General features: G+C 69.5%; 17 protein-coding genes. 12 read left to right on the top strand and 5 right to left on the bottom strand.

The genetic code is table 11. The features are described 5' to 3' along the window. Window positions 1–2: 2 nt before the first annotated feature. The 5 genes from QZ258_RS07875 (at window position 3) to QZ258_RS07855 (ending at window position 8,638) form a co-directional block, all read left to right on the top strand. Window positions 3–974, top strand: a complete 972-nt coding sequence (locus QZ258_RS07875) for a MoxR family ATPase (RefSeq protein ID WP_294180292.1) — start codon at window positions 3–5, stop codon at window positions 972–974. Then, entirely contained in the window at window positions 971–2,338 is a 1,368-nt protein-coding gene (locus QZ258_RS07870; RefSeq protein WP_294180290.1) for a DUF58 domain-containing protein, read from the top strand. Before QZ258_RS07875 ends, QZ258_RS07870 begins: the two co-directional genes overlap by 4 nt. Beyond that, window positions 2,335–4,650, top strand: a complete 2,316-nt coding sequence (locus tag QZ258_RS07865) for a transglutaminase-like domain-containing protein (protein ID WP_294180287.1) — start codon at window positions 2,335–2,337, stop codon at window positions 4,648–4,650. Before QZ258_RS07870 ends, QZ258_RS07865 begins: the two co-directional genes overlap by 4 nt. Next, the gene (locus tag QZ258_RS07860) at window positions 4,620–5,648 is read left to right on the top strand and encodes a zinc ribbon domain-containing protein (RefSeq protein ID WP_363182233.1); all 1,029 of its coding nucleotides are present in this window, start codon (window positions 4,620–4,622) and stop codon (window positions 5,646–5,648) included. Before QZ258_RS07865 ends, QZ258_RS07860 begins: the two co-directional genes overlap by 31 nt. Window positions 5,649–5,746: 98 nt before the next feature. Beyond that, on the top strand, window positions 5,747–8,638 hold the full coding sequence (locus tag QZ258_RS07855; RefSeq protein ID WP_294180265.1) for an FtsK/SpoIIIE domain-containing protein: 2,892 nt from the start codon (window positions 5,747–5,749) through the stop codon (window positions 8,636–8,638). Here the strand turns inward: QZ258_RS07855 and ald are convergent. Continuing rightward, complete coding sequence (gene ald, locus QZ258_RS07850) at window positions 8,624–9,739, bottom strand: alanine dehydrogenase (RefSeq protein ID WP_294180257.1); 1,116 nt, start codon at window positions 9,737–9,739, stop codon at window positions 8,624–8,626. The two genes, QZ258_RS07855 and ald, sit on opposite strands and share 15 nt — an antisense overlap. A gap of 191 nt (window positions 9,740–9,930) precedes the next feature. Here ald and QZ258_RS07845 point away from each other — a divergent pair, with 191 nt between their 5' ends. Genes QZ258_RS07845 through QZ258_RS07825 form a run of 5 tightly spaced genes read left to right on the top strand, consistent with a single transcriptional unit; the run spans window position 9,931 to window position 15,498 of the window. Further along, window positions 9,931–11,139, top strand: coding sequence for a PotD/PotF family extracellular solute-binding protein (locus tag QZ258_RS07845; RefSeq protein ID WP_294180256.1), 1,209 nt, complete (start codon window positions 9,931–9,933; stop codon window positions 11,137–11,139). A gap of 25 nt (window positions 11,140–11,164) precedes the next feature. Continuing rightward, window positions 11,165–12,361, top strand: coding sequence for an ABC transporter ATP-binding protein (locus QZ258_RS07840; RefSeq protein ID WP_294180254.1), 1,197 nt, complete (start codon window positions 11,165–11,167; stop codon window positions 12,359–12,361). Between the two features lie 2 nt (window positions 12,362–12,363). Then, window positions 12,364–13,281, top strand: coding sequence for an ABC transporter permease (locus QZ258_RS07835; RefSeq protein ID WP_294180252.1), 918 nt, complete (start codon window positions 12,364–12,366; stop codon window positions 13,279–13,281). A 56-nt stretch (window positions 13,282–13,337) separates the two neighbouring features. Next, the gene (locus tag QZ258_RS07830; protein WP_294180351.1) at window positions 13,338–14,126 is read left to right on the top strand and encodes an ABC transporter permease; all 789 of its coding nucleotides are present in this window, start codon (window positions 13,338–13,340) and stop codon (window positions 14,124–14,126) included. A 4-nt stretch (window positions 14,127–14,130) separates the two neighbouring features. Then, window positions 14,131–15,498, top strand: coding sequence for a transaminase (locus tag QZ258_RS07825; RefSeq protein ID WP_294180250.1), 1,368 nt, complete (start codon window positions 14,131–14,133; stop codon window positions 15,496–15,498). A 382-nt stretch (window positions 15,499–15,880) separates the two neighbouring features. Here the strand turns inward: QZ258_RS07825 and gabT are convergent, their stop codons facing one another. Then, on the bottom strand, window positions 15,881–17,227 hold the full coding sequence (gene gabT, locus QZ258_RS07820; RefSeq protein WP_294180248.1) for a 4-aminobutyrate--2-oxoglutarate transaminase: 1,347 nt from the start codon (window positions 17,225–17,227) through the stop codon (window positions 15,881–15,883). A 77-nt stretch (window positions 17,228–17,304) separates the two neighbouring features. Here gabT and QZ258_RS07815 point away from each other — a divergent pair, with 77 nt between their 5' ends. Then, window positions 17,305–17,775, top strand: a complete 471-nt coding sequence (locus QZ258_RS07815; RefSeq protein ID WP_294180246.1) for an OsmC family protein — start codon at window positions 17,305–17,307, stop codon at window positions 17,773–17,775. Here QZ258_RS07815 and QZ258_RS07810 read toward each other — a convergent pair. From QZ258_RS07810 to QZ258_RS07800, 3 genes are read right to left on the bottom strand one after another with little or no spacing between them, the layout of a single operon-like run. After that, the gene (locus tag QZ258_RS07810) at window positions 17,772–18,008 is read right to left on the bottom strand and encodes a response regulator (RefSeq protein ID WP_294180244.1); all 237 of its coding nucleotides are present in this window, start codon (window positions 18,006–18,008) and stop codon (window positions 17,772–17,774) included. The two genes, QZ258_RS07815 and QZ258_RS07810, sit on opposite strands and share 4 nt — an antisense overlap. A 47-nt stretch (window positions 18,009–18,055) precedes the next feature. After that, a complete protein-coding gene (locus QZ258_RS07805; RefSeq protein WP_294180242.1) occupies window positions 18,056–19,075 on the bottom strand; it encodes a hypothetical protein in 1,020 nt (339 codons plus the stop codon). A gap of 11 nt (window positions 19,076–19,086) precedes the next feature. Beyond that, window positions 19,087–20,412 (bottom strand): aminotransferase class III-fold pyridoxal phosphate-dependent enzyme, encoded by a 1,326-nt coding sequence (locus QZ258_RS07800; protein ID WP_294180241.1) that lies wholly within the window; start codon window positions 20,410–20,412, stop codon window positions 19,087–19,089. A gap of 91 nt (window positions 20,413–20,503) precedes the next feature. Here QZ258_RS07800 and QZ258_RS07795 point away from each other — a divergent pair, with 91 nt between their 5' ends. Then, window positions 20,504–21,481, top strand: coding sequence for an FKBP-type peptidyl-prolyl cis-trans isomerase (locus QZ258_RS07795; RefSeq protein WP_294180239.1), 978 nt, complete (start codon window positions 20,504–20,506; stop codon window positions 21,479–21,481). Window positions 21,482–21,491: the final 10 nt, after the last annotated feature.

The raw sequence follows: 21,491 nt of genomic DNA, 5'->3' as shown, positions 1-21,491 counted from the left end.
CCATGAGTATCACCCCGGAACAGGCGACCATGTTCCAAGACGCCTTCGGGCGGCTCGTCGCCAATGTCGAGAACGTTCTCGTCGGCAAGACCTTCGTGATTCGGCTCGGCTTCGTCGCGCTGCTCAGCGAGGGGCACCTGCTGCTGGAGGACTACCCGGGAACCGGGAAGACCTCGTTCGCGCGCGCGATCGCCCAGAGCGTGCAGGGTTCGGTCTCCCGAATCCAGTTCACACCGGACCTGCTGCCCGGCGACATCACCGGGGTGAGCGTGTTCGATCAGCGCCGCGGCGAGTTCTCGTTCCACGGCGGGCCGGTGTTCTCGAACATCGTCCTCGCCGATGAGATCAACCGCGCGAGCCCGAAGACCCAGGCGGCGCTTCTCGAGGTCATGGAGGAGCACCGCGTCACGGTGGACGGCGTCCCGCATCCGGTTCCGTCGCCGTTCATGGTGGTCGCCACGCAAAACCCGATCGAACAGGCCGGGACGTACCGTCTGCCCGAGGCTCAGCTCGACCGGTTCATGTTGAAGGCCTCGATCGGCTACCCCGACCGCGCGGCGACGCTGCGGATTCTGGACGGCGCCGGTGTCAGCGCCCACGACACCGTGCTGTCGCCCGTGCTGACCGAGGAGGCGGTGCGCGAGCTCATCGGCTACGCGCGCGAAGTCCACGTTGACCCGAGCGTCAACGACTATGTGTCGCGGCTCGTTGAAGCGACGCGCGCCGCGCGCGAGGTCCGCCTGGGCGTCAGCGTGCGCGGGGCGCTCTCGCTCGTGCGCGCCGCCAAGACGCTCGCCGCGGCGAGCGGGCGGCACTACGTGATCCCGGACGACGTCAAGTCGCTCGCCGAGCCGGTGCTGGCGCACCGTCTCGTGCTCGACCCCGAGTCCGAGTTCGACGGGGTCACGGCGACGAGCGTCATCTCGCAGCTGCTGCTCGAGATCGCCCCGCCGAGCGATCGGCTTGCCGTGTGACTATTCCCCAAGAGTCCCGGGGGTCGCCGCACACGAGCGACACGAACACCCTGCACAACACCCGAGCGCGGATCGTCGGAACCCGCACGGGTGTCCTTGCCGACTCCGTGGTGTTCGTGGTGCGGGTGTTCGGCACCGTGCGGGGGGCGGCGGGGCGCTGGTTCGGCCACGCAGCCGCCGTCGTCACGCCGCTGGGCTGGGGGCTGCTGCTCGCCGCGCCCGTTGTCCTCGTGCTCGGCTACACCCTCGGCTGGGTCGAATTCGTCGCCGTCGGCTGGGCCACGATCGCGCTCGCGGTGGTGGCGGTCATCTACCTGATCGGTCGACCGCGCATTCAGATCGAGCTCACCCTGCCGCATCACCGCGTCGTCGCCGGCCAGCCCGCGGCGCTCCAGGTCGTCGCGCGCAACCCGCGCGGGCAGCGCAGCCTGCCGACCTCGGTCGAGGTGCCCGTCGCGCAGGGACTCGTCGAGTTGGCGATCCCGGGACTTCGCGGCGACGCCGAGTACTCGCACGAGGTTCCCCTCCCGACGAGCCGGCGCGGCGTGATCCCGCTCGGCCCGGTCCGGACGGTGCGCGCGGACCCGGTCGGGATGGTGCGACGCGAGCTCGTCTGGAGCGACGAGGAGACCCTCATCGTGCATCCGGTGACGATCGCCGCGCCGAGCACGAGCACGGGACTCATTCACGATCTGGAGGGCGTGACGACACGCGACCTCTCGTCGAACGACCTCGCCTTCCATGCGCTACGCGAATACCAGCCGGGCGATGAACGCCGCTACATCCATTGGAAGTCGACGGCGAAGACCGGCACCTACATGGTGCGCCAGTTCGAGCAGACGCGGCGCAGCCACCTCGCGGTCGCCCTCAGTCTCGCCCCGAGCGACTTCGCGAACGACGACGAGTTCGAGCTCGCGGTCAGCGTCGCCGGGAGCCTCGGGGTGCGCGCCATCCGCGACGGTCGCAGCCTCTCCGTCGTGGTCTCGACGATCACCCCGGCGTTCGCAAAACGACCCAGCTACGGCGTGCGGGCGCTCGCCACCCATCGTGCCGAACGCCTCCTCGACGATCTCGCCGTCGTCGACCTCGCCGAGGGCGCCATCGGGTTGCGCGACGTCGCGCATGCGGTCGCCGATCAGGTCGGTCAAGTGTCGCTCGCGTTCCTGATCAGCGGATCGATGACGACCCCCGCGCAGTTGCGTTCCGCCGCCGCGGCGTTTCCCGCCGACGTCGCGGTCATCGCGGTCGTCTGCGATCCCGAGGCGCTCCCGGGGCTGCGTCGCGTCGCGGGCATCGACATCCTCTCGGTCGGGCTTCTCGACGACCTGAAGCACGCCCTCGCCCGAACGGCGGCCACACGATGACGCCGCGCACCTCGGCGCCCACGCTGTTGCTGACGGTGGTCTTCGCGAGCCTCGCCACCGCGATCGCCGCCGCGGTGTGGTGGCCGATCTACGAGCACCCGCAGTTCATCGCGGTGGTCGTGCAGGGCATCCTGATCGCCGCGATCCTCTCGGCCACGGCCGTGACTCTGCGCTGGCCCGGCTGGGTCTTCGCGCTCGTCGCCTTCGTGGTGTTCGTGTTCGCCGGTGTCCCGCTCGCGGTGCCGTCGCGGGCGATCGACGGCGTGCTGCCGAGCGTCGAAGGCATCGTCGATCTGGTCAGCGGTGTCGCGCTCGGCTGGAAGCAGCTGCTCACGATCACGCTCCCGGTGGGGGACTACCAGGCGCTGCTCGTGCCGATCTACCTCCTGGTCATGCTGTCGATGTTCACCGGGGTGTGGATCGGCGCGCGCGAGCGCGGCGGTGAGTGGGGCATGCTCGGCCCGATCGCCACCGCGATCGCGGGCATCGCCTTCGGACCGGCCAATCCGGTGTGGCCGGTGCCGATCGCGTTGTCGCTCCTGGCAGTGGGACTGGCCTGGCATGTCTGGCGGCGAATTCGTCGGCGTCGCGCGGCCCTGCGCGCCCTGAGCGGCCCGATGCAGTCGCGCCGGGCGCGATCCGCCGTGAAGTCGGGAGGGGCCCGCGCCTTCGTCGCGGCCGGGGCCGTTCTCGCCATTGCGGCGGGTGTCGCCGTCGTGGCGACCGAGGCCCTGCCCCCGGCGACCGAACGCGAGGTGCTGCGGCAGACCGTCGAGCGACCCTTCGACCCGCGGGAGTACGCCAGCCCGCTGGCGTCGTTCCGTCGCTACCTCCAGGAGGACACGGTCGACTCGGTGCAGTTCCAGGTGACCGGCCTGGATGCCGGGGAACGCATCCGCATCGCCACGCTCGACCAGTACGACGGTGTTGTGTACTCGGTGGGCAGCGCGGCAGACGGCGGCAGCTCGGCCGACTTCGTGCGCGTCCCCGCAACGATCGATCGAAGCGCGCTCGGACTCCCGAGCAGGCAGCTCGAGGTCGAGATCGTCGACTACGAGGGGGTCTGGCTTCCGAGCCTCGGCCGGCTCGAGACCGTGGAGTTCGCGGGCGACGACGCGGCAGCGTTGAGCGACGAACTCGTCATCAACCTCGACACCGACACCGCCGCCGTGATCGGCGGGATCACCTCCGGCGACAGCTATCGCATCACCTCGGTTGCGACGACCACGCTCGGCCTCAGCGCGTTGGTGACGCTCACCCCGGGTTCGAGCGACCTTCCGCGCATCGACACCGTTCCCGATGGGCTCTCCGCACTGCTGGACTCCTGGGTGCGCGGCGTCACCCAGCCCGGCGAGCAGTTGACCCGCACCCTCGACCAGCTCGCCGAGGTGGGCTACATCAGCCACGGTCTCAGCGTCGACGAGCCGCCGAGCCGCTCGGGCCACGGGGCCGACCGGATCAGCGAACTGCTGACGGCGCCCCAGATGATCGGCGATGCCGAGCAGTACGCGGTCACGGCCGCGCTCATGGCGCGCCAGCTCGGGTTCCCGGCGCGCGTGGTGTTCGGCTTCGCCCCCGAATCCGACGGCGCCACCGAGACGATCTCGGTTCGCGGCTCCGACGTGTCGGCCTGGATCGAGATCGAGACGGCCGAGTTCGGCTGGGTCGCCGTCGATCCGGTGCCGGCGGAGCGGCCGATCCCGGAGGAGGATCTCGACCAGGTGGAGGAGATCGCGCGGCCGCAGTCGCTGGTTCCCCCGCCCACGGACGCGGTGAACGACCACGAGGAGCAGACTCCTCCCGAGAGCACCCGGGAAGACCCCGAGTCGATCGACCCCGTGCTGGCGGCGCTGCTTGCCGTCCTGCAGGGTCTCGGCGTTCTCCTCGTGGTGGCGGCGATCCTGCTCGCGCCATTCATGCTGGTGATTGCCGCGAAGCTGCGCCGTCGACGCCTGCGGCGAAAGGCCGCGGAGCCTCTTGACCGGATCCAGGGCGGCTGGGATGAGTTCGCCGATACCGCGCTCGACCATGGCATCTCTCCGCCCGCCGCCGCGACCCGCACCGAGTTCGCGAACCAGGTCGGTTCGTTGCCGTCGCGCGTACTCGCTGCCGTCGTCGACCGATCGATCTTCGCCCCGGAGAGCGCCGACGCCGAGGACGCCGATCACGTCTGGAGCGCCGTCGACGAGTTGCGTGCGAGCCTCGATCAGTCGACGACGCGCTGGGGGCGCATCCGCGCCAAGGTGTCAGTGCGCTCGTTGGGCGCTGCGCGCTGGCGCGAGTGGCGCCCCGGAAAGGAGACGGACTCGTGAACTGCCGATATTGCGGCTCATCGCTTCGGGTCGGAGCGCTGTTCTGCGGGGAGTGCGGACGTTCCGTGAACGGCGAACGCAGCCTGCGCGGCCCGTCCGAGCCGGTCGGCTCGACCGAGGAGATCATGCCACTCCCGAGTGAGGAGCACGGACTCGACCTCTCCGTCGCGCGTTCCACGTCGCTTCCGCGTTGCCCGCAGTGCAGCGCAGTCGCCCTGACGACGGATGTGTTCTGCCGGGAGTGCGGATTCGTCGTCGGCTCGGCGGAGCTGTCGTCGGCGCGCGACACGGTCGCCGTCGAGGGGGATTTGATGCCGCCGACCACCGGTCCCTCGGCCGAGGTGGACGAGCTCGTCGAGCCGCCCGCCACCGCGGCGGCGCGTGACGCGGAGCCGGAGCCGGAGGTTCAGGAAGAACCGGAACCGGAACCGGAACCGGAACCGGAGCCGGAACCGGAGCCGGAGGTCATGCCGGATGCTGAGGCGGACGCCGAAGCGGACGCCGAACCGGTCGCTGTGCCGGACGCCGTGCCGGACGTGGTGCCGGACGCCGTGCCGGACGTGGTGCCGGCGGCGGCTGGCTCCGAGTCCGAGTCCGAGTCCGTCGACCGTCCCGCCGTGCGGGCGCAGCTGGATCTGGTGCCGCGTCGCGAGGATTCGGCCGGCGGCGCGGGCGAGCGTTTCGTGCTGCACTTCAGCACCGGCGAATCGGCGACCGTCTCGGGGTCAGGGCTGATCGGCCGCAACCCGGTCGTGCAACCCGGCGAGTTCGTCGATCAGTTGATCTCTGTCGCCGACCCCGCGAAGACCGTGTCGAAGACGCACCTCGAATTCGGGCAGGAGGCGGGGGTGCTCTGGGTGAGCGATCGGTACGCGACCAACGGATCCGTGGTGCGGCCGCAGGACGCGGATCCGTGGCGTTGCGAGCCGGGCCGCCGCTACCGGATCGAGCGCGGCTGCCGCGTCGACATCGGCGATCAGTTCTTCGTCGTGAGCTGAGCGCGGGTCGCGTCCTCCGCCGCGCGCCACGCCGCGCGGTGTCCACCGCTCGTGCCAACCGCCGCGGACGTTGACGGTCGCGGGTGTCGAATGGCCGCATGCCCGTCGAACCGAACCCCGAGACTCCGACGCGCCGCCCGCTTCCGACGCTACCGAGCGCGCCGCCGCGGGCGCCGTTCCCCGTCGCGATGGCGGTCATCCCGGTGGTGCTGTCGCTGACGATGTGGCTGGTGACCGGGTCGGCGCTGGTGCTCGTCTTCGCCGCGCTCGGACCGCTCGCGGCGCTCGCCAACGTGGCCGACGGGTGGCGGCAGCGCCGTCGCGCGACGCGGCGCGACGCCGCCGCGTTCCAGCGCGAACTCGCGGCGTGGCGCGCCGAGGTCGATGCGCTGCACGCGGCGACGCGGGCACGGCTCGCCCGGGCGCGCCCGAGCGTCGAGGGGGCGCACGACGCGCTCTCCGTCGTGACCGACTGGCACGGCGAGCCGGCCGAGCTCCCCATCGTCATCGGGTTGGCGGAGGTGCGAGCTGCCGACATCGCGGGCGAGGTGCCGACCGCAGCGGCCGAGGACGCGCTCGGCGTCGAGTTGGCGGCCGACCGTGAGCGCGCGCGGCGCATCGTCGACGCGAGCGTGGTGCTCGACGCGCGCGGCGGAGTCGGCATCGCCGGGCCGGAGGCGCTCGCGCGCGCCCACGCTCGCGAGGTGGCCACCCAGATCGCCGCGCGGCTCTCGCCCCGGCACTGGGCTGTCCTCGCGCCGGCCGATGAGCGCTGGACCGGCGAATTGCCGCACGCGTGGCGGGTTGCCGACGAGACGGCGTTCGTCTTCGAGCCCGCGGGCAGCGCCCCGCCGGGAGCGCCGATCGTGGTGCGCTGGGTCGGGGAGTCCGCATCCGAGAGTCGCGTCGCTCTGCTGGGCGATGTGGCGAGTGTCGTGCGCATCGACGGAGGCGGCGGCGCGGAGCTGCTGCGAGGTGGGCCCGAGTCGCGGCAACTGCGCGTCGACGCGCTCACACAGCCCGAGGCCCGAGCTCGGGCGCGGGCGCTGACGGCACTCGCCGAGAGGCATGACCTGATGCCCCAGTCGGCGCGCCTGCCCGAGGCCCTGGCGTTCGACGAACTGCCGCTCGCGACACACGAGACGGCGGCTCACGGACTAGCTGCGGTGTTCGCGGTCGCCGACTCGGGGCCGATTGAGATCGATCTCGACCGAGACGGTCCGCACGCCCTGATCGCCGGGACCACCGGCGCGGGTAAAAGCGAAGCGCTCGTGTCGTGGGTGCTCGCGTTGTGCGCGAGCCACACGGCCCGCGAGGTGGCGTTCGTGCTGATCGACTTCAAGGGCGGGTCGACCTTCGGCCAGCTCGACGGAGTTCCGCACGTGGCGGGCATCGTGACCGATCTGGATGCGATCCGGGCGCGTCGGGCGATGCGCGGCCTGCGCGCCGAGTTGGAACGGCGCGAGCGGCTGATCGCCGAGTGCGGTGCTCGAAGCATCGCCGAGCTGCCGCCGGGCCGACTGCCGCGGCTCGTCGTCGCGGTCGACGAGTACGCGACCGTGGTGACGGATCACCCCGAACTGCACGCGGTGTTCAGCGATCTCGCGGCGCGCGGGCGATCCCTCGGCGTGCACCTGATCCTCTGCACCCAACGGCCGACCGGGGTCGTGCGCGAGGGCATCCTCGCCAACGTGACGTTGAAAATCGCGCTGCGGGTGACGGATCGCGCCGAGTCGATGGCCGTGCTCGGAACGGACTCCGCCGCGCGACTCGCCGCGGCGGCACACGGCCGCGCCATCCTGAAAGACGCGCGCGGAGAGCGCGAGATCCATCTCGCACTCTCCGACCGGCGCGACGTCGAGGCTCTCCGTCGCGACGCGAGCCCGCGCCCGGGGGAGCTGCAGCCGTGGAGCGATCCTCTTCCCGCCGAGGTCTCGAGGCACGACCTTGACCGCGCGGCGGGTGCGGCGAGCGGCGCGGGAGTATTCGCCTTCGGGCTACTCGATCGCGTCGAACTCGCGAGGCACGAGCGCGCCGCGTATGCTCCCGCCGAGCACGGGGCGCTCCTGGTGACCGGGGCGCCGCGGTCGGGCCGCACCAGCGCGCTCGCGACGCTCGCCGAGGAGGCGGAACGGCTCCATCCGGGGGGCGTCATCGTGGTTCCTCCCGACCCCGTGGAGGCGTGGGCGCGCCTCGAGGCGCTCGGCACCGAGCGGCCACGACCGGGCGGGTTGATCGTGATCGACGATCTCGATGTGCTGCTCGACTCCTTCCCGGTCGACCAGGCCGCCGAGTTCGTGGCGCGCCTCGGCCGCCTGGTCCGCGAGTCGGCGCGCACCGGAACGGGGGTGGTTCTCGCCGCATCGCGCGTGACCGGCGCGACCCACGGCGTGGTGGGTGCGGTGTCGGCGCGACTCATCCTGCGCCAGCCCAGTCGCGAGGAGCACATTCTCGCCGGACTTCCTTCCGAGTTCTTCACCGCCGCCGCACCTCCGGGATCGGGCTGGTGGCACGGAGTCTCGGTGCAGGTCGCCCGGCCGGACGGCGACGCCGATCGGGTGCTCGGCGACCTCGCCCCTCGCGGACGTCGCGTCCCTGAGACGCTCCACCTCCCCGACCAGGGCGGCATCGCGGTGGTCACGGCGCGCGTGCGTGCGCGCGCCGCCGCGTGGCGCGAGCGCGGCTGGGCGGTGCGGGAGCTCTCCGAGCAGTCGGCCGCCGCGGACGCGGGCCTCACGGTGCGCGACGGGGGAGTGGTGCTCATCGGCGACGCCGACGACTGGAACGCATCCTGGGCGCTGCTCGCCGTCGCTCGGCGGGAGTTGCGCTTTCTCGTGGATGCGAGCGTCTCGCTGACGGAACTGCGTCACCTCACCCGCGTGCGGGCGATCCCTCCGCCGCTGGCCGCCCCGGGTGCCGCCGACGAGCCGGAGGAATGGTGGCTCGTCGAGGCCGGCGAGATCCGTCGGGTGCGGCTAGGCGAGAACTGAGGCCAGCGGGGCCGACGGCAGTCCGTGGGCGAGGGCGACGGGTTCGGTGACCAGGGCGCCCGCGTGCACGTTGAGCCCGAGCGCGAGCGCCGGGTCGCGGCGCAGCGCCTCGCGCCACCCCAGATTTGCGAGCGTCGCGGCGTACGGCAACGTCGCATTGGTGAGCGCATAGGTCGAGGTGTGCGCCACCGCCCCGGGCATGTTCGCCACGCAGTAGAACAGCGAGTCGTGAACCCGGAACGTGGGGTCGGCGTGCGTCGTCGGGTGGCTGTCTTCGAAGCAGCCGCCCTGATCCACTGCGATGTCGACGAGCACGCTGCCCGGCTTCATGCGCGACACGAGCTCGTTGCTGACGAGCTTGGGCGCCTTGGCGCCGGGCACGAGCACCGAGCCGACGACGAGGTTGGCTTCGCAGACCGCGAGTTCGATCTCGAAACGGTTGGACACGACCGTGCGCACGCGGCCCGCGTACAGGGCATCGAGTTCACGCAGCCGCGCGATGTTGGTGTCGAGGATGGTGACTCGGGCGCCGAGGCCGACGCTGACGGCCGCCGCGTTGGTTCCGGCGACGCCGCCGCCGAGGATGACCACCTCGGCGGAGCGCGTTCCCGGAACACCGGGAACCAGGATCCCCGGTCCGCCGTTCGGGCTCATCATGGCGTTGGCGCCGACGATCGGTGCCAGCCGACCGGCGACCTCACTCATCGGGGCCAGCAGGGGGAGCGCCCGCGAGGGCAGCTGCACGGTTTCGTAGGCGATCGCGGTGATTCCGCTCGCCATCAGGGCTTCGGTGAGCTCGCGCTCGGCGGCGAGGTGTAGGTAGGCGAAGAGGGTGAGGTCGGGCCGGAAGTAGCGGTACTCGGACTCGATCGGCTCTTTCACCTTGAGGATGAGTTCCGACTCGTTCCACACCGTCGCCGCCTCATCGGCGATGTGTGCGCCGGCGCCGCGGTAGTCATCATCGGTGATGGACGAGCCGAGGCCCGCGCCGCTTTGCACCGTGACCTCGTGGCCGTGACTGCTGAGTTCGTGGACGCCCGCGGGGGTGATGGCCACGCGGAACTCATTGTTCTTGATCTCGCTCGGAACCCCGACCTTCATGCTTTCAGCGTAGCCCGGGCGCTCCACGGATTCCGCAATTATTTTTGGAGTTCAACGCGGATTTCGTGAAATCTATGTTTCGGGATGGAGGTTTTGCGCGATTTCCGTTCCCTCGGGGAACCCGCTGTGCCAGTATCGACACACGGCGCCACAGCCGGAACTATTCGCGTGACCGTGAGGAGATCCCCGTCATGACTCGGCAGCTTCCCGAAGATCCGATCATCCGCCAACTCGTTGCGCAGGCGCGACGCTCCCAACTCAGCCGACGTGCTGTTCTTGCGGGTGCCGGCGCGGGCGCGACGGCCCTCGCACTCGCCGCGTGCACCCCCTCGGGCACCGAAGCGCCGACCGCCGCGACCGACAACTCCGCGAACGACCCGACGCTCAACTGGGCGAACTGGCCCGCGTACCTCGATGAGGACGACGACGGCAACAACCCCACGCTCGATGCGTTCATCGCCGAGACCGGGATCGCCGTCAACTACCTCGTCGACATCGACGACAACAACACCTACTACGCGAAGGTGCGCGACCAGCTGGTGCTGGGTCGTGACATCGGCGCCGACCTGGTCTGCCTCACCGACTGGATGTGCAACCGCTGGATCCGTCTCGGCTACACGCAGCCGCTGAACGACGCCAACATCCCCAATAAGTCCAACCTCAACCCGAGCCTGGTCGACGTGAGCTTCGACCCGGGGCGCACGAACTCCCTCCCGTGGCAGGGCGGCTTCGCCGGGATCGCCTGGAACAAGGAGCGCGTGCCGGAGGGCATCCGCTCGGTGTCGGATCTGTGGAAGCCGGAGTTCAAGGGCCGCGTGGGCGTGCTGAGCGAGATGCGCGACACGATCGGCGTCATCATGAGCGAGCAGGGCGTCGACATCTCGGGCGACTTCACCGAGGACCAGTTCCAGAACGCCCTCGACGTGTTCCGCGAGCAGATCACCAACGGTCAGATCCGCAACGTCGCCGGCAACTCCTACCTCGACGACCTCGTCAACGAGGACACCCTGGTGGCGATCTGCTGGTCGGGCGACATCACGGTCATCAACTACGAGGCCGGCGACAAGTGGGAGTTCATGATTCCCGAGGGTGGCGGCACCCTGTGGAACGACAACTACATGATTCCGATCGGCTCGACGCGCAAGACCAACGCCGAGACGCTCATCAACTACTACTACGAGCCTGAGGTCGCGGCCGAGGTGGCGGCCTGGGTGAACTACATCACGCCCGTCGAGGGAGCCCAGGAGGCGATGCTCGCCATCGACCCCGAACTCGCCGACGACCAGCTGATCTTCCCGAACGCCGAGACGCTCTCGCAGGTCAAGGTCTTCCGCGGTCTCACCTCCGCGGAGGAGCAGTCCTTCGACAGCGCGTTCCAGGCTGTTCTTCTGGGCGCCTAGGCCGAGGGACGGGCGCGAGACGACCATGGCGAGCACCTTCGCCGAATCGGGTGCCGACCTCGAACTGGTCGGCGTGAGCAAGCGGTTCCCCGGATTCACCGCGATCGAAGAGCTCGATCTGATGATCCCGGCCGGGTCGTTCTTCGCCCTGCTGGGGCCCTCAGGCTGCGGCAAGACGACGACCCTGCGTCTCATTGCGGGGCTCGAGGATCCGACATCCGGGCAGATCTTGATCGGCGGCAACGACGTGACCCACGTCAAGACGTACCGCCGTCCAGTCAACACGGTGTTCCAGAGCTACGCCCTGTTCCCGCACATGTCGATCATCGACAACGTCGCCTTCGGGTTGAAGCGTCGCAAGATCGACAACGCGATGGGACTCGCGCACGAGGCACTGCGTCTGGTGGAACTCGATCACCTCGCACAGCGGCGTCCGGCGTCGTTGTCGGGCGGTCAGCAACAGCGCGTCGCTCTCGCCCGCGCCGTCGTCAACCGTCCGGCGCTGCTGCTGCTCGATGAGCCGCTCGGTGCGCTCGACCTGAAGCTGCGTCGGCAGATGCAGATCGAGCTGAAAGACATCCAGGATGATGTCGGGCTGACCTTCTTGCACGTGACGCACGATCAGGAGGAGGCCATGACCATGGCCGACACGATCGCGGTCATGAACAAGGGGCGGATCGAACAGATGGGCGCCCCCGAGGAGCTCTACGAGTTGCCGAAGACCGCGTTCGTCGCGAACTTCCTCGGCCAGTCGAACCTGTTCTCGGGTCCGGTCGTTGCCGGTGCCGGCGACACCATCGTCGTCGACGTCGCCGGACGGAAGATCGCGACGCCGACCGAGCGCGCCCAACGCCACTCCGGCGAGGTGACGATCGGCGTGCGACCGGAGAAGCTCACGGTGCATGCGAAGGAGCCTGCCGCGAAGGCGGGCGTGAACATGCTCGGGCCGGGGCGCGTGAACGACGTCTCGTTCTCGGGCGTCAGCACCCAGTACCAGATCGGCATCCCCGGGGTCGGCAACATCGTCGCCTTCGCCCAGAACATGGGATTCGGCCCCGCCGTGCACGACGGCGCCGAGGTGTGGGTGACCTGGAACGTCGAGCACGGCTTCGGGCTTGCCGACGACCCGGCCGACCTGCGCCGCTTCGACCCGGATGACGACACCCGATCGATCGCGCTGCAGCAACGCCAGCGGCTCGAGGCGGAGCTCGGGAAGGCCTAGCGATGGCCTTCGGAGCCTTCGCCGGAACGCCCGCGACCGTCACGGAACCGGCGGTCCGTCGGCGGAGCCCGGTCGCGCTGTTTCTGCTGCTGCCGGGCGCGTTCTACCTGCTGCTGTTCTTCCTCGTCCCCCTGTTCTCGCTCATCCTGACGAGCCTGCAGGCGCCCCGAGAGTTCGGGGATATCGGGCAGTACGACTACGCGTTCAAGTGGGAGAACTACGTCACGGTCATCGAGACCTACTGGCCGGTGATCATCCGCTCGTTCGGGTATGCGGCGACGGCGACGTTCTTCGCTCTCATCATCGGCTACCCCTTGGCGTACTTCATCGGCGTCAAACTGCGTCGCTTCCCGCTCTGGCAGGCGCTCGCGCTCACCCTGGTGATCGCGCCGTTCTTCATCAGCTTCCTGCTGCGCACGCTCGCCTGGAAGCAGATCTTCTCCGACGAGGGCGTCGTCGTCGGGGCGCTGCAGGCGCTCTCGCTCATGGCCCCCGGCGACTACATCACCGGCACCCCGTTCTCGGTGATCTTCGGTCTGACCTACAACTTCATCCCGTTCATGACGCTGCCGATCTACACCTCGCTGGAGCGGCTGGATCTGCGGTACGTGGAGGCGGGCGGAGACCTGTACGCGAGCCCGACGAGCACCTTCCTGCGGGTGACGGTGCCGCTGTCGCTGCCGGGTGTCATCTCCGGAACGCTGCTGACCTTCATCCCCGCGGCCGGTGACTACATCAACGCGAGCCGCGACTTCCTCGGATCGACCGACACGGTGATGATCGGAAACGTGATCGAGGCGAACTTCCTGGTGCTGCAGAACTTCCCCGCGGCCGCCGCGCTCTCGATCGTGTTGATGGCGGCGATCCTCGTGCTGGTCAGCATCTACGTGCGCCGCAGTGGAACGGAGGACCTGTTGTGAGCAATTCCGTCACGGCGACGCGTCCGGCGCCCAAGCGTGCCCCGTTCCGTCTCGGCGTGGGCAAGTGGGGCCTCGGCGCCTACTCGATCCTCGCGCTCGTGTTCTTGCTGATCCCGATCGCCTACACGATCGTGTTCTCGTTCAACGACGTGCGGCGCACCAATATCGTCTGGCGCGGCTTCACGTTCGACAACTGGCTGAACATCTGCGACCAGCCGGAGGTCTGCGTCGCCTTCGGCAACAGCATCCTCGTTGGGGGCGCCGCGACGATCGCCGCGACAACGCTCGGCACGGCGATGGCGATCGCGCTCGTGCGCTACCGCTTCAAGTTCCGGGCCGCGACCACGCTCTTGCTTTTCCTGCCGATGGCGACGCCCGAGGTCGTGCTCGGCGCCGGGCTTGCCGCTCAGTTCCTCTCGGCGGGCATCCCGAAGGGCCTGCTGACGATCATCATCGCCCACACGATGTTCTGCATCAGCTTCGTCGTGGTGACGGTGCGCGCCCGGGTGGCGAGCCTTGATCCGGCGCTCGAAGAGGCGGGGCGCGACCTGTATGCGAGCCCCGGGCAGGTGTTCTGGCGGATCACCTTCCCGCTGCTGCTTCCCGGCATCATCGCCGCGGCGCTGCTCTCCTTCGCGCTCAGCTTCGATGACTTCATCATCACGAACTTCAACTCGGGGGCGGCGGTGACCTTCCCGAAGTACGTCTACACAGCGGCCGCCCGCGGCATCCCCGCGCAGGCGAACGTGATCGCCTCGGCGGTGTTCTTCGCGGCCATCGTTCTTGTCGTGGTCTCGCAGCTCTCGGCGGCGGCGCGGCGCAAGAAACTCGCGAAGTCCGGCTAGAAGAATGTACGCCGACCGGCAGCGGCTCGCGCGACTGTTCGAGGACGAACTGGCGCGCTACGCCGCGGCGCGCCCCGAATCCCGGCGGCTGTTCGAGGCGGGGCGCGAACACCTGCCCGACGGGGTGCCGATGCTCTGGATGGCGAAGTGGCCGGGCCCGTGGCCTCCCTATGTGGTGGCCGCGGCGGGGGCGCACTTCGAGTGCGCTGACGGGATCGACCACGTCGACCTGTGCCTCGGTGACACCGGCGCGATGGTCGGGCACGCTCCCGAGAAGTCGGTGGCCGCGATCACCGCGCAGTTGCGTCGCGGATCCACTTTCATGCTTCCGACCGCGGATGCGGCGTCCGCCGCCGGTCTGCTGGCCGAGCGCTTCGGGCTGCCGCGCTGGCAGTTCACGCTGAGCGCCACCGACGCCAACCGCCATGTGCTGCGCTACGCGCGGCAGGCGACCGGGCGCGCCAAGGTGCTCGTGATCGACTACTGCTACCACGGCACCGTCGACGAGGCGTACGCCACGCTCGACGAGGAAGGTCGTGTCGTGTCGCGGCGCGGCAACATCGGCCCGCCCGTGGACCCGGCGGAGACGACGGTTGTGGTGCCGTTCAACGACATCCCGGCAATGGAGGCGGCGCTCGCCTCGCACGAGGTCGCCGCGGTGCTCATCGAACCGGCACTCACCAACATCGGGATCGTGCTGCCGGAGCCGGGCTGGCACGAGGCGGTTCGCGCCGCGTGCGATGCGAGCGGCACGCTCCTCGTGATCGACGAGACGCACACCCTGTGCGCGGGCCCTGGCGGAATGACCGCGCGCGACGGGCTTCGACCCGATGTCGTGGTGGTCGGCAAGACGATCGGGGGCGGCATCCCGGCGGCGGCGTGGGGAATGACCGACGCTCTCGCCGAACGGGTGGCCGAGAGCCTGCACTGGCGCGGGGAGGGGCGCGAGGATCTCGACGTCGGGGGAGTCGGCGGCACGCTCGCCGGAAACGCCCTGTCGATGGCGGGAGTGCGAGCAACGCTCGGCGAGGTGCTCACCGCCGAGGCGTATCCGGGCATGATCGAGCGCGCCCGCGAGTGGACCGAGGGCGTTCAGGCCTCCATCGACGAGTTCGACGCGCCGTGGCAGGTCACCCAGCTCGGGTGCCGCGCCGAGTACAGCTTCCGCGCGACGCCGCCGCGCGACGGTCGCGAGGCGGCCGAGGCCGACGATTTCGAGCTGCAACAGTACCTGCACCTGCACGCGCTGAACCGCGGCATTCTGATCACGCCGTTTCACAACATGGCGCTCATGTGTCCGGCCACCACGAGCGAGGATGTGGCGCGTCACACGGTCGCGTTCCGCGACGCGGTCGCCTCGCTGTTCGGCTGAGCGCCGGTTGCCGCGCGGGGGCGCCCCGCGCCGCCGTCCCGCGCCCCGCGCCCGCCCCGCGCCCACCCCGCGCCTCCTCCGCAAAGTCGGAGAATCCGGCGTCTCGTCCACGACTCGTGGACGAGCGTGCCGAATCTCCGAGTTTGCGCGCGGGTGAGATGCGCCTGAGGGAGCCGGGCCTGTTTGGGGGGTTGAGTGGTGTCGGTTGGAGTCGGATGCCTGCGGCGCTTCCTCCGCAAGCTCGGAGAATGCGGCGCTCCCTCCGCAAAGTCGGAGAATCCGGCGTTTCGTCCACGACTCGTGGACGAGCGTGCCGAATCTCCGAGTTTGCGCGCGAGGGTTTCGGCGCGAGGGTGTCGGCGCGGGGGTGTCGGTGTGGGGGTTAGAGCGCGGCGAGGCCCGACTCGAGCACGCCGAGCGCGTCGTGCAGCTGCTCGTCGGTGATCGCGAGCGAGGGCAGCATGCGCAGCACGTTGCCGTACGTGCCGGCCGAAAGCAGCAGCACACCCTGCTGCGCGGCGTACGCGACGAGCGAGCCGACGGCGGCCGCGTTCGGCGCGCCGGTCTCGGGGTCGGCGAGCTCGATCGCGATCATCGCGCCGATGCCGCGCACCTCGCGGATGACGGGGAAGCGCGCCTGCAGCTCGCGGAGCGCGGGCACGAGCACACCCTCGATACGGGTCGCCTCGGCGAGCAGGTCGTCGCTCTCGATGCGCTCGAAGACGGCGATCGCGGCGGCGCAGGCGACCGGGTTGCCGCCGAAGGTGCCGCCAAGGCCGCCGGGCTGGGCGGCATCCATGATCTCGGCCCGGCCGGTGACGCCCGCGAGCGGCAGGCCGCCCGCGATGCCCTTGGCCGAGAGCACGAGGTCGGGCACCAACCCGAAGTGTTCGCTCGCGAAGTAGCGGCCGGTGCGCGCCATGCCGGACTGGATCTCGTCGGCGATGAACACGATCCCGTGGGCGGTGCACCACTCCTGCAGCGCCGGCAGATAGCCCGCGGCGGGCACGATGAAGCCGCCTTCGCCCTGGATCGGCTCCACGACGAGGCAGGCGAGATCGGCCGCGCCGACGGTCTTCTCCAGGTAGGCGATCGTGCGCGCCGCCGCCTGCTCGCCGGTGAGTCCGTCGTGCAGCGGGTAGGAGTTCGGGGCGCGGTAGACGTCGCCGGCGAAGGGACCGAAACCGAGCGAGTAGGGCATGGCCTTGAAGTTCATCGCCATGGTCAGGTTGGTGCGCCCGTGATAGGCGTGTTCCAGCACCGCGACGCCGGAGCGCCCGGTGTACTTGCGGGCGATCTTGACGCCGTTCTCGACGGCTTCGGCGCCCGAGTTGACGAGCACGGTCTTCTTGGCGAAGTCGCCCGGGGTGTGCTCGGCAAGCAGCTCTGCGACGCGGATGTACTCCTCGTACGGCGTGATCGTGAAGAGTGTGTGGGTCACATCGCCGAGCTGTTCGCGCGCCGCAGCGACGACGGCGTCGTCGGTGTGACCGATCGTGGTGACGCCGATGCCGCCGCCCAGGTCGAGCAGAGCATTGTCGTCAACGTCGACGAGGATCGCGCCGTGGGCGCGCGCGATGTAGACGGGGAGCGCGGAGGAGACCCCCGTCGAAACGACCGCGCGTCGGCGCTCCTCCAGCTGCGCCGACTTCGGCCCGGGGATGGCCGTGACGACGCGACGCATCGTCGGGACCGGGGCTAGCGTGGGGGAGGTCAGCGTGTCGCTCATGCTCAGATCCTACGACTCCGGGTGCAACGAATTTGGACGAAAAGCGCAATAAGATCGCGCCGAAAAGAGGGAATCCGGTGAAAAGCACGCATGAGTTTGCGGTTTCCGTCGAGTGGACGGGAAACCGCGGTGAGGGAACCCGCACCGCGCGGGGCTTCGGTCGCGAGCACATCATCTCCGCACCCGGAAAAGAGGCGATCCGCGCGTCGAGCGCGCGCGTCTTTCACGGGGATGCGGCGCTTTGGAACCCGGAGGAGGAACTCATCGCGGCGCTCAGCCAGTGCCACATGCTCAGCTATCTGTATGTGGCGACGGCGGCGGGCGTCGTCGTCGAGGAGTACCGCGATGCCGCCTCGGGCATCCTCGTCGTGGATGCGGACGGCGCGGGCCGCTTTCGCGAGGCCGTGCTGCGCCCCGTCGTCACAATCTCGGCGGGGGACCGGGACCGGGCCCGCGAACTCCACGCCGAGGCGAGAGCGCTCTGCTTCATCGCCAACTCGGTGAACTTCCCCGTGCGGCACGAGCCCGAACTGGTCGTGCGCGCCTAGTCTTCGGGGGCCGAGTTGGCGGAGTGTTCGGCGTCGTAGCGGAACGGCACCATCGTCGGCCCGTCGTGCGGGCCGGTGTTTTCGGCTTCGCCAGCGCGACGGTAGATCAGTTGTCCCTGTTCCCAGGGCAGGATCAGTTCGTCGTCGACCTCGGCGAGCGTGGTCGCCGAGAGCGGCAGCGTCTGGCCGCCGAGCGGTCCGCCGCTGAGTTTGCCCAAGATCGTGTCGCTCATCGCTTCTCCTTCGAAGTTCGTGACCCGATCGTACGACTGTTCGGCGGTTAATCCTCGACGTTCGAGGGGGCTTGTGTGCTGGAGAGTTGCGAGTACAGGTCGGCGTAGCGCGCATCGAGGGCGTTCAGCTCGGCGACCAGTTCGTTGTATCGGGCGGTGTCGGCGTTGAGGTCGATGCGGTCGGCCTCGAGCGCGTCGCTGCGTGCGAGGAGGGCGGCGCGCTCCGAGTTGAACTGTTCGGCGCTGTCGAACTCGTCGGCGTCGGCGCGCCGGTTGAAGTCGGCGATCTCCGTGTTGAGTGTCGCGAGCTGCTGCTCGTAGCGGTTTCCGCGGCTCTCGAGGTCGGCGCCGAGCTCGTCGATCTGCGCGACGAGGGCGGCGATTTCGCTCTCCAGTTCGGTGAGTGCGGCGCGCGATTGGGCGGTGAGTTCGACGACGAGCTGCCGGTTGCCGAAATACTGCGCGAAATACTCTTCGAGTTCGGTGCCGATATCGGAGAACTCGGTCGCGAGCCGTGCGTGCCACTCGTCGGCCTGCTGCGATTCGGGGTAGGTGGCGAGCACGTCGCGCACCGGGTCGTCGTCGGGGATTTCGGCGACCGCTGCGGCGACCAGGGCATCCACGCGTTCCCGCTCCGAACTCGAGAGCCGGTCGTAGAGCGCGTGCATGAGCTCGTGCACGGCGGTGACTTCGACCGTCCCGGCGAGCCGGTCGTCGGTGACGTTGAAGACGTAGATGCGTTCCGCCGCGTAGCAGCCGAGCACGGTCGCGCCCTCGATGGAGCAGTGCTCGTTGAAGGTCTCGGCCTCCTCGATGACGGGCAGGCTCGCGAAGAACACGCGTCGGGCGTCCTCGGTGAGCAGCGTCGCGTCGGCGATCGCTTCGATCTCCGCGCTCGGCGGATTCGTCCAGACGGTGATCTGGTCGGCGATCACCTGGCGGCGCTGCGCGTCCCAGGGCGCGATCACGATCGCGGCGACCGCGATGACGGTCAGCGAGGCGAGGAGCGACACCCACGGGCGCCGCCGCGGTTGTCGGTGCCGCCCCGTCTCCGGCGGCGAAGTCACGCTCATCGCGCCTAGCCGAGCGAGGCGAAGGCCTCTTCGAGCACCGTCGCCGCGTCGTCGATGAGCGCTTCGCTGATCACGACGCTCGGCATGATGCGCAGCACCGAGTCCCAGCTTCCCGCGTCGAGGGGGATGACTCCGCGCTCGAGCGCGAACTTCAGCACCGCGCTGAGCGCCTCCGGGTTCGGATCGCGGGTGCCGGGCTTGACGAGTTCGACGCCGAACATGGCGCCCTTGCCCCGCACTTCGCCGACGATGTCGAACCTTTCGGCCCAGTCGCCGATGCGCGCCTGCAGCGCGCGCTCGACGCGGAGCGCCTCGCCGAGCAGGTTGTCGCGTTCGATGATTTCGAACACCTTGAGGGCGGCCGCGGTCGAGACCGGATTGCCGCCGAAGGTGCCGCCGATGCCGCCGGGTTGGACGGCATCCATGATGTCGGCGCGGCCGGTGACGGCGGCGAGGGGGAATCCGCCCGCGATGCCTTTCGCGGTGGTGACGAGGTCGGGCACGACGCCGTGGTGCTCGATCGAGTACCAGGTGCCGGTGCGGGCGATGCCCGCCTGGATCTCGTCGGCGACGAAGACGATGCCGTTGTCGTCGCAGAATTTTTTGATCGCGGCGAAGTAGCCGGGCGCGGGGATGACGATGCCGCCGTCGCCCTGGATCGGCTCGACGAAGAACGCGGCAACTTCGCTCGCGCCGATGTGGGTGGTGATGTAGTCGATGGTCTTCGCGGCGGCGTCTTCGCCGGAGAGGCCGTCACGGAACGGGTAGCTGACGGGCACCGAGTACAACTCGCCCGGGAACGGGCCCATGCCGGCGCGCTCGGGCCAGGGGCGGTAGGTCATCGCCATCGTCAGGTTGGTGCGGCCGTGGAAGGCATGGTCGAGGGAGACGATCGCCCGGCGGCCCGTGAACTTGCGGGCGATCTTGACCGCGTTCTCGACGGCTTCGGCGCCCGAGTTGACGAGGACGGAGCGCTTCTCGAAGTCGCCGGGGGTGATCTCGGCGAGCTTCTCGGCGACGGCCACGTAGTTCTCGTACGGCGTCACGGTGAACAGTGTGTGGGTGAGCTTCTTGGACTGCTCGTAGGCGGCCTCGGCGACCTCGGGGTTGGCGTGCCCGATGGTGGTCACACCGATGCCGCAGCCGAGGTCGATGAGCTGGTTGCCGTCGACGTCGACGAGGATCGCGCCGGCACCGTGGTCCATGTAGATGTTGGCGAGGGTTCCCGCGCCGCGCGACACGCTCGCGACCCGACGCTCCTGCAAGGCGATCGACTTCGGGCCGGGGAGTTCGCTGACGAGCTTGCGCTCCTGCGGGACGCTGAATTCCATGACTCCAGAGTAGTTCGCACCCGACAGCGGGGCGTACAGCGCGGGCATAGCTTTGTGCACGAGGATGGTCGAAACAACCCCGAGGAGTCCCGTGCGTTCCGCCTTGCCCATTTTGTCTGTGACCGCTGCCGCGCTCATCCTCGCGGGTTGCACCGCGACGAGCACCGAGACTGACACCGCGACCGGCGACGGTTCGTGCGTCGGGATCGCGTCCGGCTCGACGTCGGAGGCCATTTCGGTCGTCGGGGCGTTCGGCGAGGAGCCCACTGTCACGATCGACGCGCCCGTCTCGGTGGAGGAGACGCAGCGCACGATCGTCAGTGAGGGTGACGGCGAGCAGGTGGAGGCCGGCAGCCTCGCGCTGCTCGACTTCACGCTCTACAACGCGGTGACGGGTGAGCTCGCCACCTCGACCGGATTCGGGACCGGCGGGTCGATCCAGCTCACTGTCGATGAGGCGGTCACGCTTCCCGGGATCGTGAAGACCGTGGAGTGCGCGAGCGTCGGCGACCGGATCGCAAGTGTTGTCGCATCCGTCGATGCCTTCGGCGACCTCGGCTACGCGGACTTCGGAATCGAGGCCGGCGATTCGGTGATCTTCGTCGTTGATGTCGTGGATGTCGTGGCGACCGCGGCGGATGGCGAAGAGCAGGACCTGCCGGATGACTTCCCGCTCTCGGTCGAGTTCGACGCGGATGGCCGCCCGACGGTCACCATTCCCGATGAGGACGCCCCCGACGAGCTCACGCTCGCGCTCACGCGTGTCGGCGACGGTGACGTCGTTGCCGCCGGCGACACCGTCACGGTGCAGTACCAGGGCATCAACTGGCGCACCGGCGAGATCTTCGACGAGAGCTGGGGCAGCGGCCCGACGAGCTTCTCGACGGAGGGCGTGATCGAGGGCTTCGGTGACGCGCTCGTCGGCCAGGCCGTCGGCTCGCAGGTTGTCGTGATCATCCCAGCCGACCTCGGCTACGGCCCGAGCGGCGGCAACGAGACTGCCGGCATCGAAGAGGACGACACGATCGTCTTCGTGGTCGACATCCTCGCCACGACGCCCGCGGTCTAGTCCGACGCAC

Source organism: uncultured Schumannella sp., assembly GCF_905479755.1.
Taxonomy (GTDB): domain Bacteria; phylum Actinomycetota; class Actinomycetes; order Actinomycetales; family Microbacteriaceae; genus DCRR01.
Note: the sequence above shows the minus strand (reverse complement) of the source record. Positions and strands in the feature narration are given on the sequence as shown.